The sequence below is a fragment of the Stenotrophomonas sp. GL_111 genome (assembly GCF_057835245.1).
The window spans coordinates 1,114,916-1,130,778 of sequence record NZ_CM174421.1 but is presented as its reverse complement, the minus strand read 5'-3'; the positions used below and the strand labels follow the sequence as shown (position 1 = coordinate 1,130,778).

Here is a 15,863-nt window from a genome sequence, read left to right as displayed (position 1 = left end):
TCGTGAAGCTCTCTTCAATCCCCCGGCCCATGCCATGAATGCACGCCCGCTGTTGTCCCGCCTTGCCGCCTGCACCGTGCTCATCGCTGCGGCGGTCGGTGCCCAGGCGGCGCCGAGTGTGTCCGGCCGCCAGTTGTCGGTCGGCGCCACCGATGTCCAGCAGTACCTGGATGGCAGTTTCCCGCGGACCCAGAATGCGCTGGGCGGGCTGATCGCAATGACCATGAGCCACCCGCAGCTGGCCTTGCCGCAGGGCAACCGGCTCGATCTGGGCTTCGACGTCGCCATGGCCACCGCCGGCAGCGCGCCGGCGCCGCTGGGCAAGGTCAAGCTGAGCAGCGGCCTGCGCTACGACGCGCAGACCCAGGGCTTCCACCTGGACCAGCCGACCGTGGATGACTTCACTCCGGCCAACAACGGCGGCAAGCTCGATTCGCGTACCCGCAGCCTGCTCAATGCCTGGCTGACCGACTATGCGCGGCGCGAGCCGATCTACAAGATCGACCCGACCGTGGCCGGCGTGCTCGGCGCGCTGCAGGTGCAGTCGGCCCAGGTCGAGAACGGCAAGCTGGTGGTCACCTTCAACCAGGACCTGGGCAAGCTGGTCCCGGCCGGCATGCTGGGCAACTAGTCCGCAGGGTACCGACCGTGGGTCGGTACGCCTCAGCGCTTGGGCTGCAGCATCGTCCCGGTGCACTTTTTGGCACCGCAGCGGCATTCCCAGATCTTCTTCAGGCGCGCGGTGTGGCGCTCGGCCAGGGTGATGCCGTAGTTGTAGGTCAGCTCTTCACCCGGGGCGATGTCCTTGATCGCCTCGATGAACACTTTGTCTTCGCGGCGGTTGTCGCCCTCGGCCTCTTCGATCACCGCCTCGCAGTTCGGGTCGCAGCTGTGGTTCAACCAGCGCGCGTCATTGCCCTTGTAGTTGGCATCGATGACGTAATCGTCATTCAGGGTGAACAGGAAGGTGTGGCCGCTCTCCACGTCCCCGGTATCATCGGCATCCACGTCGGCGTGGCTGCGCAGCAGACCCTTGTACTGGATGACCCGCTCGCCCTGCTTGAGCGGCGCCAGCGCGAACACGCCGTTGCCGTGGATGGCGGACTTGCGGGCTTGGATCTTCTTGGGCATGTGGCTGGCCGTTGCAGTGGGAAGATTCGATTCTCGCTTAATCTTTGTGATTGCCAAAGCCACGCCGGCCCGCGCCACCACGAAGTGGCCCGCATGCACGCCTGAACAGGGTGGGTTGGATGCCCGCGGAGAAAAGCGTACAATTTCAGTCCGCTTTATGGTTCTGCCCTCCCCATGCTCCGCGTCACCAAGCTTACCGATTACGCCACCGTGGTCCTGACCGTGCTTGCCGCCCGGCCGGGCGAGGTGCTCAGTGCGACCGAGCTGGCCGAATTCGCCAGCCTGGAACCGCCCACCGTGAGCAAGCTGCTCAAGCCGCTGGCCCAGGCCGGGCTGGTCGAAGGCCTGCGCGGCGTGCGCGGTGGTTACCGCCTGACCCGCGCTGCCGAGCAGATCAGCCTGTTCGAGATCGTGGAAGCCATGGAAGGGCCGCTGGCCCTGACCGAGTGCAGCCACGACCACAGCCAGTGCGGGCGCGAGCGCCAGTGCGGCGCGCGCAGCAGCTGGCGGCTGATCAACGACGTGGTGGCTGAAGCCCTGCGCGCGGTCAGCCTGGCGCAGATCCTGCCCCCTCTTCCCCTTGTTGATGCCACCCGTCGCGCGATCGCGGCGGATGTCATCTCCTGATCCGTAGGCAGCCCCCATGGCCACCGATACCCTCGACACCGTCGCCGCCGGCGATACCCCCAACCGCGAGATCCACGAGCAGCTCGGCCGCAAGTACGCCGCCGGCTTCATCACGGACATCGAATCGGACTCACTCCCGCCTGGCCTGGACGAGGACACCATCCGTGCCCTGTCGGCCAAGAAGGAAGAGCCGGAATGGATGACGCAGTGGCGCCTGGACGCCTACCGCCACTTCCTGACCATGCCGATGCCCAACTGGGCCAAGCTGCAGATTGCCGCCATCGACCTGCAGGCGCTCAGCTACTACTCCGCGCCCAAGGGCCCGAAGTACGCCTCGCTGGATGACGTGCCCAAGGAACTGCTGGACACCTACGACAAGCTGGGCGTGCCCCTGCACGAACGCGCCAAGCTGGCCGGCGTGGCCGTGGATGCAGTGTTCGACTCGGTCTCGGTCGGCACCACCTTCCGCAAGGAACTGGCCGAAAAGGGCGTGATCTTCTGCTCGATGTCCGAGGCCATCAAGGAACACCCGGAACTGGTCAAACAGTACCTGGGCACGGTGGTACCGGTGGGCGACAACTACTTCGCCGCGCTCAATTCGGCGGTGTTCTCCGACGGCAGCTTCGTGTTCATTCCCAAGGGCGTGCGCTGCCCGATGGAACTGAGCACCTACTTCCGCATCAACGCCGGCCACACCGGCCAGTTCGAGCGCACCCTTATCATCTGCGAGGACAAGGCGTACGTGTCCTACCTGGAAGGCTGCACCGCGCCGATGCGCGATGAGAACCAGCTGCACGCCGCGGTGGTCGAGCTGGTGGCGCTGGACGATGCCGAGATCAAGTACTCCACGGTGCAGAACTGGTACCCGGGCGATGAGAACGGCGTGGGCGGCATCTACAACTTCGTCACCAAGCGTGCCGAATGCCGTGGCGCGCGCAGCAAGGTCACCTGGACCCAGGTCGAGACCGGCTCGGCGATCACCTGGAAGTACCCGTCCTGCGTGCTGCTCGGCGATGACTCGGTGGGCGAGTTCCACTCCGTCGCGCTGACCCATCACCGCCAGCAGGCCGATACCGGCACCAAGATGATCCACATCGGCAAGCGCACCAAGAGCAAGATCATCAGCAAGGGCATCAGCGCCGGCCGTGGCCAGAACACCTACCGCGGCCTGGTCAAGATCGACCGCAATGCCGACGGCGCGCGCAACTACACCCAGTGCGATTCGCTGCTGATCGGCAAGAAGTGCGGCGCGCACACCTTCCCGTACATCGAGGTCAAGAACCCCAGCGCGACCGTCGAGCACGAGGCCACCACCTCCAAGATCTCCGACGACCAGCTGTTCTATTGCCGCGCGCGTGGCATCGACCAGGAAAACGCGGTCTCGATGATCGTCGACGGCTTCTGCAAGCAGGTCTTCCGCGAGCTGCCGATGGAATTCGCGGTGGAAGCCAAGAAGCTGCTGGAAGTGTCGCTGGAAGGCTCGGTCGGTTAATCCGCCCGCCGCCTTCGTTTGAATTTTTCAGCCACGCATGGCGTGGCTCTATCCCGGATTCGTATCATGCTGAAGATTGAAAACCTCCACGCCCGCATCGGCGACAAGGAAATCCTCACCGGCCTGTCGCTGGACGTGAAGCCCGGCGAAGTGCACGCCATCATGGGTCCCAACGGCGCCGGCAAGTCCACCCTGGGCAACGTGCTGGCCGGCCGCGACGGCTATGACGTCAGCGAAGGCAGCATCCAGTTCGAAGGCCGTGACCTGCTCGAGCTGGCGCCGGAAGAACGCGCCGCCGCCGGCCTGTTCCTGGCCTTCCAGTACCCGGTGGAAATCCCCGGCGTGAACAACACCTACTTCCTGCGTGCCGCGCTCAATGCGCAGCGCAAGGCCCGTGGCCAGGAAGAACTGGATTCGATGCAGTTCCTCAAGCTGGTGCGCCAGAAGCTGGCCGTGCTGCACCTCAAGGACGAACTGCTGCACCGTGGCGTCAACGAAGGCTTCTCCGGTGGCGAGAAGAAGCGCAACGAGATCTTCCAGCTGGCCGTGCTTGAACCCAAGCTGGCGATCCTGGACGAGACCGACTCCGGCCTGGACATCGATGCGCTCAAGAACGTCGCCGACGGCGTCAACGCCCTGCGCTCGCCGGACCGTTCGTTCATCGTGATCACCCATTACCAGCGCCTGCTCGACTACATCAAGCCGGACGTGGTGCATGTGCTGGCCGATGGCAAGATCGTGCAGAGCGGCGGCCCGGAACTGGCGCTGGAACTGGAAGCCCACGGCTACCACTTCCTGAAGGATCGTGTGGTGCCGGAGGCAGCGGTCTGATGAGCGTTCTGCTGGATTCCCTCGCCAGCGGCTTCTGCGGCAGCGACGCCCGCCGTGCCGAACTGGATGCCGCGCTGCAGGCCGGCCTGCCCGGCCCGCGCGCCGAAGCCTGGAAGTACACCTCGCTGCGCCAGCTGGAACGCCGCAGCTTCAGCCCGGCCCCGCTGGCGGCGCCCGAGATCGATGCCGCCCTGCTGGCCGACGTTCCGTCGCCGCGTCTGGTGTTCGTCAACGGCCGTCCGTCCGAAGCCCTGAGCGAGCTGTCCACGCTGCCCGCCGGTGTGCAGCTGCAGACCCTGTCCACGGCGCTGGCCGCCGGTGATGAGGCGCTGCGTTTCCTCGGCCGCCGCTTCGAGCGCAGCGATGAAATCTTCGCCCGCCTCAATGCCGCGCTGGCCGATGAAGGCGTCCTGGTGCGCGTCGAGGAAGGCGCGCAGGTCGAACTGCCGCTGCAGCTGGTGTTCGTCAGCGTTGCCGGTGGCGGCGATCTGGCCTGGCACCACCGCCACCTGATCGAACTGCGTGCCGGCGCTGCGCTGGGCGTGGTCGAGCACCACCTGCATGTCGGCGATGCCGCGCACCTGGGCAACACCCTGGTGCACGTCCACCTGGCCGCCGATGCGGTGCTGTCGCACGCCCGCGTGCAGGCCGACAGCGCACGCGCCACCACCCTGCTGCGTACCGACGCGGTACTGGCCCGCAACGCGCAGTACCGCCGCATCGACCTGGAGCTGGGCGCGGCGCTGAGCCGCCACGAGCTCAACGTGCGCCTGGAAGGCGACAACGCCCAGCTGACCGCCAACGGCGTGATGCTCGGCAACGGCCGCCGCCACATCGACACCCGCCTGGGTATCGAGCACATCGCGCGCGACACCGCCTCGGAAATGGTCTGGCGTGGCGTGGCGGCCAACCGCAGCCGGGTGGTGTTCCATGGCGGCATCCACATCCGCGAAGGCGCCGACGGCACCGACGCCAACCTGTCCAACAAGAACCTGCTGCTCTCCGCCGACGCCGAGATTGATACCCAGCCGACGCTGGTGATCGATGCCGACGAAGTGAAGGCCGCGCACGGTGCCACCGTCGGCCAGCTCGACGCCAACGCGCTGTTCTACCTGCGCTCGCGCGGCCTGCCCGCCGACCAGGCACAGCAGCTGCTCAGCGCCGCGTTCTGCCACGAACCACTGAACGCGCTGGACGCCCGCCTGACCGAACAGCTGCGCCGTCAGCTCGACATCGCGCTGGCCCAGGCGGGCGTGGCATGAACCTGTCCACGCCGCGCCCGCTCGCCGACACCGCTGCGGCTCCCGACTGGGACCGTGTGCGGCTGGACTTCCCGCTGTTGATGCGCGAAGTGCATGGCAAGCCGCTGGTGTATTTCGACAACGCCAACACCGGCCAGAAGCCGGTACAGGTGATCGGCGCGGTGGACGAGTTCTACCGGCGCTACAACGCCAATGTCAGCCGTGCCGTGCATGCGCTCGGCACCGAGGCGACCGATGCCTACGAAGGCGCCCGCAACAAGCTGGCGCGCTTCCTCAACGTGCGCCCCAGCGAGCTGGTGCTGTGCAGCGGCACCACCTTCGCGATCAACCTGGTCGCCTATTCGTGGGCGCTGCCGCGACTGAAGGCCGGCGATGTGATCCTGGTGTCGCGGATGGAGCACCACGCCAATATCGTGCCGTGGCAGCTGGTTGCCCAGCGCACCGGCGCCAGCATCCGCGTCGCGGAGATCACCCCCGAGGGTGCGCTCGACCTGGACGCACTGCGCAAGGCGATGACCCCCGAGGTCAAGCTGCTCGCCATCACCCACGTCTCCAACGTGCTCGGCACGGTCAACCCGGTCCGCGAGATCTGCCGGGAAGCGCGCAAGCGCGGCATCATCACCGTGGTCGACGGTTCGCAGGCCGCACCGCACCGGAAGATCGACATCCCGGCCATCGGCTGCGACTTCTATGCCATCACCGGCCACAAGATGTGCGGGCCGACCGGCACCGGCGCGCTGTGGGCGCGTCGCGAGCACCTGGATGCCATGCCGCCGTTCATCGGTGGCGGCGAGATGATCAAGGAAGTCAGCTTCGACGGCACCGTGTTCAACGAGGCCCCGCACAAGTTCGAAGCCGGCACCCCGAACATCGCCGGCTTCATCGGCCTCGGCGTGGCCGTGGACTACCTGGAGTCGATCGGGCTGGACCACGTGGAAGCCCGCGAGGCCGAGCTGCTTGCGCACTTCAATGAAGAGCTGAGCAGGATCGACGGCCTGCGCATCTTCGGCACCACCCCGGACAAGGCCGCCGTGGTCTCGTTCCTGGTCGAAGGCGCACATTCCCACGACCTGGCCACCCTGCTGGATCTGGAGGGCGTGGCCGTGCGCTCGGGCCAGCACTGCGCGCACCCGCTGCTGCAGTACTACGGCGTCGCGGCCACCTGCCGCGCGTCGCTGGCGTTCTACAACACGCACGCCGAGATCGAGCGCTTCGTCGTGGCCTTGAACAAGGTGCGCAAGCTGCTGGGCTGAGCGCCTACGCCGCCATCGCCTGACCGCAGACGCCGTGGCTTGCCACGGCGTTTTCGTTTGTCGCGCCGGGACGTGGCGATGCGTGCCTCCTTCCGGGGGCCGGATCATGCAATAATGCGAACACGTCTCATTTGCATGATTCGCCTTGCCCTTCCCGCGATGCGGGGCTGCCACGGCTTCACGCACGGCAATGAAGACGCGCACACGTATGCGATGACACCAAGGAGCCCCGCATGTCTGCCGCCCCCACTGCGAGCACCCCCACGCGCAGCCAGCGCCTGAAGACTGCCACCCACGCCACCCACGACCGGCTCGACCAGCGGATCATGCGTGGCGAGCCGTTCGCCTCCACCGCCAACTACCGCCGGTTCCTGCGTGTGCAGTACCGCTTCCACCGCGATATCGCCGCGCTGTACGCACTGCCCGAGGTACAGGCGGTGCTCACCGACCTGGGGGAGCGCCAGCGCCTGCAGGCGCTGCGGCAGGACCTGGCCGACCTCGGCGAGCCGGTGCCCGCCGCGGACAACGGCGCCCTCCCGGCCAACACCGATCTGGCCACCGCGCTGGGCTGGCTGTACGTGGCCGAAGGCTCCAACCTCGGCGCGGCGATCCTGTTCAAACTGGCCGCCAAGATCGGCCTGGACGACAGCCGCGGGGCACGCCACCTGGCCGGGCATCCGGACGGCCGCGCCCGCCATTGGCGCGAATTCACCGCAGCACTGGATGCGGCCACGCTGGACCCGATGCAGGAACAGCGCGTGATCGACGGCGCCACGCAGGCCTTCCTGCGCGTGCACGGCCATGTCGAGCAGGCATTCACCGCCTGAGATGGTCGCCATGCTCGCCGCCACCCGTCTCCCGAACGCCGCACCGCGCCATCGCGTGGTCCGCCTCGGCTACCTGCTGCTTGGCCTGGCGATGGTCGGGTTGGGCATCATCGGCGCCCTGCTGCCGGTGATGCCCACCACCATCTTCATGATTCTGGCCGCGGCGTGCTTCGGGAAATCTTCGCCGCGTTTTGAACGCTGGCTGCTGCAACACCCGCGCTTCGGCCCACCGCTGGTGCTGTGGCGCGAGCAGGGCGCGATGTCACGCCGCGCCAAGGCCTTCGCCTGTGGCGGCATGGCGTTCGGCTTCGCCACCTTCTGTTACTTCGCCCATCCCGGTTTTGTGCTGTTGGCCAGCGTGGCCATCGGCATGGCCGGGTGCGCGCTGTACCTGTTGTGCCGCCCCGTGCCGCGCGGTACCCCGCCGAGTGCGCTGATCGGCTTCGCCGAGCGCCATGTGCACGGCCTGGCCGCCAGCATCACCGTACTGGCGCACCTCAGCGCCTTGGTCCTGTTGTTGTGGACGCGCGCGCAGGCACCGATCGACCTGCCCCCGCCGCCTGCCGAGCGCACCCAGTTGATCCTGCTGCCGCCGCGCGCACCGGAAGTGCCGCTGGAAGACATCGTCGCACCCACGCCCAGCACCGCCGCGGCGGTGGTCAAACAGAAGCCCGAGCCGCCACGCCCGCTGCCGCAGACCCCGCCGCGCGCCGCCGCACACTGGGTAATCCCGCCGCCCACGCCGCCGCAACCGCAAGTGGATTCGCCGGCACCGCAGCAACAGGAAGCATCGGTTGCCGCCGCCCCGCCCTCGCCCCCACTGCCGGCCGGCCCCAGCGAGGCCACGCCCGGCCGCGACAGCTGGGAAGGCCGCGTCATGGCCCGCCTGGAGCGCTTCCGCCGCTACCCCAACACCGCACGTTCGCGCCGCCAGGAAGGCATCGTGCAGGTCCGGGTCAGCCTGGCCCGCAACGGCACGCTGCTGGCGTTGTCACTGGAAAAGACCTCAGGCTTCGCCCTGCTCGACCAGGCCGCACTGGAAACCTTCCGCCGCGCCGAACCGCTGCCTGTGGTCCCCGATGATCGGCCTGCCCCGGTGGAACTGTCGTTCCCGGTGGAATTCTTCATGCGTTGAATCGCGCCCCGTTGTCGTCAGGGCGACGGGGCCTGCGCCGTCCGCGCAATCTGCTCCACCAGCAACTGCGTCGAAGGATCGGCACTGCCCGCGTACGAACTCTGCGCGGCCTCCAACGCCTCCTCCAGCAGGCTGGCGCGATGCTCGGGATCCTCGGCTTCCTGCGCTTCGACCAGGCGCCGTGCCGCGTGGTGATACAGCTCCTGCGGATCCCCCATCCTGCGCGCACGCGCGCGCCATGCCCCGGCCGCATCGTCCACATCGCCGCCGGCTTCGATGTGCGCGATCAACCGCTTGATCGCCGGCAGATCGCCCGACTCGGCCGCTGTCTTCACCACGGCCTGCTCGCTGGTGGAAAGGAAGACATCCTCGGAGGAGGAGGCCTGGCTGCACCCCAGCCAGGCAGGCAGCGTGAAAAGCAGCAGCAGAGAACGTTTCATCAGGGACATACCCGGCAGCGGGGGGAAGGGACGACAGCGACCGCTGGACGGCGTGTTGCATCGTCAGGTGGAACGCGCGTATCGATGCCGTTGCGGCAGGGACGCTTTTCACGCGAACCGGGATTCATCCTAGAAGCGCTGCGTGTCTTCGACCAACGCAGAGTTTCTATGGAAGTTGGTTGAGTGATTCAGTGTGTCATGCAAAACCAGCGAGGAAACAGCATCAGGCGGATTGCTGCACTTGGCGAAGCGCTCAAGCAGAAGAACATGCGTGGCCCACCCGCGAAAGTTCCATTCGTGGAACGACGAAGGGATGCGGAACTCTCGATATGACCATGCTTCATAGACAAACGAGCCCTGGGCCGACGCTCCTGCCGACTATGACCTCGTGATGGAGAGACGTCACTTCGAACAAGGCGCTTAGTTCTCCCATAGCTCCGACTCCACAACCTGCCATCGCCCCGCCTTTCTTCTCAGGAAGAAGTCTCCGTTCATACCCGTCGGCGGAAACCAAACCCCAACGAAAGCGGCATCCTCATCGTAGTACAGCTTTTCGATAGCCATAATGCTGCGGTCTCGATCAGCTTCAGAGGCCGAACGAATCAGTTTCATTCGCCCGCGAACGAATCCGCAGGCACGCGCGGTCGCGGGCATCTTGCCCCATAGGACAATCACCTCCGGTTGATCAAAGTTGAACCCGGAGTTCCTTCTTGTGGCGGCATCCTCGGAAATCGCCTGCAACACTTCGAAATGCGGGCTGGTGCATCCGGCCTGCACATCCGTCCCCCTGTGGGATGGAAGATCACCGGAACAACCCGACATTGCGAACGTGGCGAACAGCGCGAGACACGCAAGGGCACATGAGCCCGATGATTCCAGGAACTTCGCCGTTCCACATGCAACGTTCATCGCATCCACTCCCGCTCTCACGTTTGTCCACGATTACATCCAGCAAAGATCAGGAAATCAATGCACTGCATCGCCCCCTAAAGGCCGGAGCAAGATCATCGAGCAATGCGTCCCTGCTGTGCCATACCTCGAAGGTCACCTCGCGCACCGAGCCAATCACCACACGCGATCCACCGCGGCGATGAAGCAGCCCATCCCCATCATCACCCCGAACCTCTGACTATGATCAATTCAGGACGATCCATCACAATTCCATTCTGCTCGCACCAATCAGAGTAGTGCCTATGCTCCCACTGCCCGTCGGCTTCCATTTCCTCAGCGCACTCCAATAGGAACCTGGCGATACTCCTTGCCGCCGCTGGCCCAACCTGAAACGCAACCTCTTCAATGTTCATTGGCTGCCCAACGAGCTGCATCTTTCCAAATATCCTCATGGCACTCCCTTTGCCCCATCGAGTCATCGCGCTCGCACACGACGCCGATAGATGTGCGAAAGCCCGATGATCTCAACGCCCAGCACGAGATCATTGCCACAGTCACTACGCTGCTGCCCGTGCCGCGTAGTGACGACACCATCAGCACCAACCCCGACCATATCGTTGTTGACTGCATCAAAGCCAATGGAGTAGCCGTTCGGAAAGCAGCGAAGTGCGTGTAAGCCGTAGTACCCCAAGCCGTCGTCAATGCCATGCAATTGCGGGTCGAATTGCTGAGAGCGCACCTCTCGTTTCCGGCTACCGCTGATTGAGCAATGCGATGCGGACTTACGCTGCGATAGGGGCAACCCCAGCAGCCCCCTGCACCGAGTCTCCCGGCCTGACGATTTCAACTACGTCTCCTGGGCTTAGATGCACCTGCGCCTGGACCGTAGCGTGTGCTGCGCAGCATGTGAGCACGGACAGCCGCCAAGCTGCGCACAGGCTACGGAAGGGCCGAGTGCATCACATCGCACCCGAACATCCTCCATAGACCCTTCCGGGCTTGCTGCGAAGGCTTACAACCAGGACGCGCCTCTCAAGCGTGCCGCACCCGCCCATGACGTTGTACAGAATCAGAATCCCCGATCCGTTCACATGCGCAGAGAAGACGCCATTCCCCCCGTCAGAAGCGCCTCTGACGAGATAGAGGTCCTCTCCGGGCCCGCGCTCCAGCTGCCTCAACTCCGTCAAAGCAATGGTATCGGGCACCTCTGAGAGAATGGCTGAACTCTGCCCACTCTCCAATAGCCACTGTTCAGCCCTTTCCTCATCGTCGGAACTGAGAAGTGTGACCTTGCCGAGAGCGACTTCAATGGAGTTGCTTGGAGAGACCACACCTGCACTCGCATCCACCCAATCTGACAACCAGGAATTGCTTTTCCTCGGGTACGTGCCGCATGCCGTAATCGAGAAGATGACGATTGCAACTGACAGCAATTTTCCAAGCATGGGCATCTCCAGAATGCTCAACCACGATGCGGGCCTCCTACCGAAGCGGAGGCGACAGCGTCTGCAGCGCCAACGAATCCGCTTCGTACACGTCAAACCTCTCGCTGCGCTTGGGTTCATTGGACGTCCAGCGACTTGCCCACCCAAAAGAACCTGCTATCCCCCTGTTGGGAAGCTACCTGCAGGCCGAAACTGCAAGTACCTGACCACTTACTATCATCAACACGCCAGTAGTTGAAGAACATGCCACGGGCCTCGGTCACTCGTTGCCCAGGCAACCTCAGCGACCTCAGCGACAATCTGAAGGAAACCCCGTCGACATCCGAATCGACTCACAACGCGTAGATTCGCCAGAAGATCAGACGCGATGCCGGAAGTAGAAATCTTGGTCGCACTATGCCTACTCAGCGTAAACGTCGAATGCCAAGTTGACCTTCAGATCAGCAAGCAGCTTCAAGAGGTCACTCTCCAAGGCAAAACTTGAGTTCCTCGTGGAGAACCATCCTACAAAGTACTCCAAACGCCCCCCCGTGGAGGATAGACCATCGAGAAAGCCCTTGTTCTTCTCAAGCTGCTTACTAACGTTCAACATCGCAATTTCGAATGAATCTTCAACCACAAACAGCTCGTGACACCAAAACGATTCTCTCCGGGTGCCGGGAATCGCATTCCCTTTTGGAGTCACCCTACTGTCGCCCGCGGTGTACGCAACGTTCGGCGCAAGGCCGAGCTGGGCGCTTATCTCATCGCTCCGAATGCTTGGATGTGTAATTCGAAGCGAAATTCTGTAGCGGGCATCTTCATTCATGGCAAGCAATCATCCAGCTGTTGTTCCCGAAGGTTTCATCGAAGAATCGGCCCGTTTCTTCGACCAACGCAGAGCTTCAAAGGAAGTTGGGCGATAAGCAGCATCCCAGCCATCTCCCCGGCTAGTCCGCGCCATCCACGTCAACGGGTGGGGACGCAAATAGCCAAGTGGATAGCAGGGCCCCCATCAAACACCCGCCCCCCAATGTGAGAAGCAACGGCCAAGCATGACCGGGCGCAGGGCCGGCGACCCATACGCCCAGAGACATTCCGCATAGGACCAGCCCAGACATGTACGCCTGCTGCAGGAACTCCCCGTTTGTGAAGAAGGCTGCGCGCAACGTCGGCCTGGCCATCCGATGGCCAAGAAGCAGCGAGACGCCAGCGGCAACCACGACTACTCCCCCTGCGCAGATGATCCCAAGAATAATCGCATCCGCAAGGGACTCGACTCCCGATTCATCTTTTAAATCGATGATCCAGGGACTCAGGATTGTGCTCCCCACGACAGCACCGAGGTTGATGTACAGATTCATGGCGGCCTGCAATACCTGAAGCTCTGGAAGACAGTCGATCGATCTCACTTCAACGCTCTGAAGACCCGATAGTTCCAGTAGGTACCGCGTTGGCGAAACCACCCAGAAAATTCCGGAGAATCAAACTTCCGCAACTGAGCCATGGAAATATTGTATCTAAAGAAGAAGGCGATTAGGTCCAACAGCTCTCCTTTGGTGACGGCTGATCGATCGACGACAATGAATAGTACATCGCCCTTTCCGAAGAACTCTCTTACGCACGACATCGCTCCCAGCCAATCGAAGAAGCATTGCTCATCGTGCGACGAGTAATACATGACGTTTACTGCTTTCAATTCGACCAGACCGGCATCACTCATCTAGACCGTCCCCGGATACTTGCTTGTATGGCCACCGCATTTCGCCTGGATGTCCCAGTACGCCCCCTGTATGCATACCAGCACCCAGCCGGTTGAACCCCAATCGTCTTCCTTCACATCCTGCCTGCGATTGCCTCGTCCATCTGGATCTTGAGCTCTGGCTGTAGGCACAGCTCTCGAGCACTGCACCGACCTGCTTTACCGCACTGGCGCGGCTGGCATCGTTGTAGACGAAGACCTTTGCGCCGATGTTGATGGTTCTACCAACCACGTCGTGACTGTGTGCCTCGTCATCCATCACAACGCGAGGTTTCGTAGTTCCAACTACCCCCGCCATCCAAGCAATCGTCGACTCTCAACTGAGCTTCTAACCAGAGCCCGCCCGCAATTGCCAACGCCAGCGTAATTACAACCAAGCTTGCTTTTGTAATTTTCTTCACGCCAGCGTCCCGATAGCGGGCCATTCGACCGAAGACCCGAGCATACCTGCGAACAGGGGCGCTCAGTTGAATGATACCGCCCGAGCCAACTGACAACCTTATTATTCGCGCAATCCTGCACTGCCCCCTTTGACCCTCTGATCCAATGTCTCCCCCGCGCTACCAGCATTGCAGGCAACAGCCTCTCCAAAACACCGTCCCTGAGGCGCCTCGCAGTTTGCCTTGCGGTGAAACAGGGCTAAACGCTGGCCGTTTTGAGCAAGCGATTTACGGCACCTCACTCACTTGCAGCAACAAGGTCGGGTAGTTGGCGATCGCCAAGAATACAAGCAATCTCAGCGCCTGAAGCCGCCTCGATAAGAACCAAGCTGCCCGTTTCGAGCATCACCTTTGCAGTCGCCATATCTAGATCAAGCATCCCACATGCGTGCTTGAAACCAAAATCCTCGGAAGGATTGGTATACACATTCAAGTCGAGAACTATGTTCTGCAAAGTGAAGCCATCAACATATAGCCTCTGAACATCCATAAATTTCATCACATAACACACTGAATACTGCGGATCAAACAGCCTTATAACAAACGAATTCTCACCCAAAGCCTGTATTCCGGTGATTTCAAAATCGTGAATATTCGCCTTCATTATACTACCTCCTTGGCCAGTCACTTACCGCCCCCCCCCCCGGCTGCCTCTTGCTGCCCACCCATTCATGGACATGGGGATTACCCTGTCCGTGATCATGTCCACAGTCAATTTCGAAACTCAGACCTCCGCCCCCTAGCATCTTGAACTCTTACATCTCCCGCATGCCACCAGCATTTCAGGCAACAGCCTCTAAAAAACTCCCGCTCTGAGGCGCCTCGCAGTTTGCCTTGCAATGAAGGGCATTCGCGCCGACGCAGATAGCGTTTTTGATCGATGCAAACCCATCCCGTACATAGCCAACCTGACCTCAAAAGCATACCTTCAAGTCGTATACCGTCTTATCAGGGTAGAGGCGCATCTATCGCTCGCTTGGGACGAAGATTTAATCGTCGAACAGCCATCACTGCTGGCCATCAGGTCCAGATTCGTCCGTTGGATTCGCCCAGTCGTAGACAGAGAAGTTGGGGCCATCAACGTACCCACTGGAGCATCCACTTTTGAATCGTGCAAGGTGTGGGCGGTAGCAGCGGATATGGGATTGGCAAAGGCCCTAAGTGTCGCGCTATCGACGGACAATGCTGTACTCAGCGGCTGCAAAACTGAAGCCGCCATACAGATCATTTGCGGCGGATCATCCGCGTCATTTCAAGCCCCCATTTCGCATAAAGTCAATCGGCTTGACGCCAAGGCGGATGGCGTTCCTCAACACGCCCAAATAGGCATCGCCAAACACCAGAGAAAAAATTACTGTTGTGTAGAAGATCAGAAGGGCCCCAGGAAGCGGGAGTGCGCGAACGATGCTCACACAGTCACGGTTCCAGGCAAATAGTATGCCGACACCTACTAGCTCAAGTGCCACCACTGTTACAAATACCCGTCGAACCAATGTGATCCGCGACTTAACCAGGCCTCGCGAGGAGAATTTGAACTTGGAGTACAGGACAAGCATCAGCAAGGACGCATACATGGCCGCCAGCACGCCCGGAGAGTAGGCATTCATTGAGCAGCTCATGCCAACCATCGAACGCACAAGAACATAAGAGGTGAAGGCAGCAGCGGCAACGGCTGCAATCGCCAGGAACTTTGAAAGTATCAATTCTTCGAAATTTTGCATTTGTTGAAGTGGGACTTGTAATTCATCATTACCCTAAGTAGGCCGAGCACCTTCACCACCCCACTCGGAAGAGCGGAATTACCTATGCCACTAGCAGCTTTGCTCCGACGTCCATTCGCTACAGCGAAGTGGATCCATCGCCCAGATGCGCCACGTGAGCGATTCATGGCAATCGAATCCTGACGCGGCACCTGCTCCGTTTCAAGCATGCGCCATGCAGCTGCATGGGGAATTTTGGCACCATACTCATTAAAACTCATACACATTGCGCCCGAAGCGATCATCTGAAACTCCAGGGCACTCAGCCATGACGCCCGCCATCCCGGCAATCATGACGCCGTATGCGTCGCACTCGATGACATTTCGTACATGGAGCGCTCAGCATCTCGGGGCTGACAAATATCATCCATGGTCCTTTGCACCTATTTCAGGTGCCTGCCTGCAGGTGGAGCAGCAACCACATTGCGGGAATGAATCACGATGGCAGGAATAAACGCTAGGACCAAGAATGCCATAGCACAGACAATTGCCAATGACCATCTCTGACCGGCAAGCGCCAGCACCAGCGGGAATGCGACGAAGGCCAAGACCACATGAACATAGATGATCAGAGAAAGGTACCGACCA

Annotated in this window: 16 protein-coding genes; 8 read left to right on the top strand and 8 right to left on the bottom strand. The window is 62.0% G+C overall.

The features are described 5' to 3' along the window. Positions 1 to 34 precede the first annotated feature (34 nt). Complete coding sequence (locus tag AC3IPM_RS05175; RefSeq protein ID WP_489302870.1) at positions 35 to 631, top strand: DUF1439 domain-containing protein; 597 nt, start codon at positions 35 to 37, stop codon at positions 629 to 631. 32 nt (positions 632 to 663) lie between these two features. On the opposite strand, the gene AC3IPM_RS05170 is transcribed toward AC3IPM_RS05175, so the two are convergent. Beyond that, entirely contained in the window at positions 664 to 1,131 is a 468-nt protein-coding gene (locus AC3IPM_RS05170) for an SET domain-containing protein (RefSeq protein ID WP_489302869.1), read from the bottom strand. 174 nt (positions 1,132 to 1,305) lie between these two features. Between AC3IPM_RS05170 and AC3IPM_RS05165 the strand changes: the two genes are divergently transcribed. The 7 genes from AC3IPM_RS05165 to AC3IPM_RS05135 all read left to right on the top strand — a co-directional run bounded on the left by AC3IPM_RS05165 (position 1,306) and on the right by AC3IPM_RS05135 (position 8,558). After that, positions 1,306 to 1,758: an SUF system Fe-S cluster assembly regulator gene (locus AC3IPM_RS05165; protein WP_489302867.1), complete on the top strand. Its 453-nt coding sequence runs from the start codon at positions 1,306 to 1,308 to the stop codon at positions 1,756 to 1,758. A gap of 16 nt (positions 1,759 to 1,774) precedes the next feature. Beyond that, entirely contained in the window at positions 1,775 to 3,250 is a 1,476-nt protein-coding gene (gene sufB, locus AC3IPM_RS05160; RefSeq protein WP_489302866.1) for a Fe-S cluster assembly protein SufB, read from the top strand. Positions 3,251 to 3,316: 66 nt separating this feature from the next. Then, complete coding sequence (gene sufC / locus AC3IPM_RS05155) at positions 3,317 to 4,081, top strand: Fe-S cluster assembly ATPase SufC (RefSeq protein WP_489302865.1); 765 nt, start codon at positions 3,317 to 3,319, stop codon at positions 4,079 to 4,081. Then, the gene (gene sufD, locus AC3IPM_RS05150; protein WP_489302864.1) at positions 4,081 to 5,343 is read left to right on the top strand and encodes a Fe-S cluster assembly protein SufD; all 1,263 of its coding nucleotides are present in this window, start codon (positions 4,081 to 4,083) and stop codon (positions 5,341 to 5,343) included. The genes sufC and sufD overlap by 1 nt, the downstream gene beginning before the upstream one ends. Continuing rightward, on the top strand, positions 5,340 to 6,596 hold the full coding sequence (locus AC3IPM_RS05145) for a cysteine desulfurase (protein WP_489302863.1): 1,257 nt from the start codon (positions 5,340 to 5,342) through the stop codon (positions 6,594 to 6,596). Before sufD ends, AC3IPM_RS05145 begins: the two co-directional genes overlap by 4 nt. A 233-nt stretch (positions 6,597 to 6,829) precedes the next feature. Beyond that, positions 6,830 to 7,423, top strand: coding sequence for a biliverdin-producing heme oxygenase (locus tag AC3IPM_RS05140; RefSeq protein WP_489302862.1), 594 nt, complete (start codon positions 6,830 to 6,832; stop codon positions 7,421 to 7,423). 10 nt (positions 7,424 to 7,433) lie between these two features. Beyond that, a complete protein-coding gene (locus AC3IPM_RS05135; protein WP_489302861.1) occupies positions 7,434 to 8,558 on the top strand; it encodes a TonB family protein in 1,125 nt (374 codons plus the stop codon). Between the two features lie 17 nt (positions 8,559 to 8,575). Here AC3IPM_RS05135 and AC3IPM_RS05130 read toward each other — a convergent pair whose 3' ends face one another. The 7 genes from AC3IPM_RS05130 to AC3IPM_RS05100 form a co-directional block, all read right to left on the bottom strand. Then, the gene (locus AC3IPM_RS05130; RefSeq protein WP_489302860.1) at positions 8,576 to 9,007 is read right to left on the bottom strand and encodes a hypothetical protein; all 432 of its coding nucleotides are present in this window, start codon (positions 9,005 to 9,007) and stop codon (positions 8,576 to 8,578) included. 411 nt (positions 9,008 to 9,418) lie between these two features. Continuing rightward, entirely contained in the window at positions 9,419 to 9,907 is a 489-nt protein-coding gene (locus tag AC3IPM_RS05125) for a hypothetical protein (protein WP_489302859.1), read from the bottom strand. A 941-nt stretch (positions 9,908 to 10,848) separates the two neighbouring features. Continuing rightward, a complete protein-coding gene (locus AC3IPM_RS05120) occupies positions 10,849 to 11,334 on the bottom strand; it encodes a hypothetical protein (protein WP_489302858.1) in 486 nt (161 codons plus the stop codon). A 400-nt stretch (positions 11,335 to 11,734) separates the two neighbouring features. Next, positions 11,735 to 12,142 carry a DUF4279 domain-containing protein gene (locus AC3IPM_RS05115; RefSeq protein ID WP_489302857.1) on the bottom strand — a complete coding sequence of 136 codons (408 nt, stop codon included), beginning with the start codon at positions 12,140 to 12,142 and terminating at the stop codon, positions 11,735 to 11,737. A gap of 579 nt (positions 12,143 to 12,721) precedes the next feature. Continuing rightward, positions 12,722 to 13,036 carry a hypothetical protein gene (locus AC3IPM_RS05110; RefSeq protein ID WP_489302856.1) on the bottom strand — a complete coding sequence of 105 codons (315 nt, stop codon included), beginning with the start codon at positions 13,034 to 13,036 and terminating at the stop codon, positions 12,722 to 12,724. Positions 13,037 to 13,753: 717 nt separating this feature from the next. Then, on the bottom strand, positions 13,754 to 14,119 hold the full coding sequence (locus AC3IPM_RS05105) for a hypothetical protein (protein ID WP_489302855.1): 366 nt from the start codon (positions 14,117 to 14,119) through the stop codon (positions 13,754 to 13,756). 643 nt (positions 14,120 to 14,762) lie between these two features. Next, entirely contained in the window at positions 14,763 to 15,236 is a 474-nt protein-coding gene (locus tag AC3IPM_RS05100; protein WP_489302854.1) for a hypothetical protein, read from the bottom strand. Positions 15,237 to 15,863: the final 627 nt, after the last annotated feature.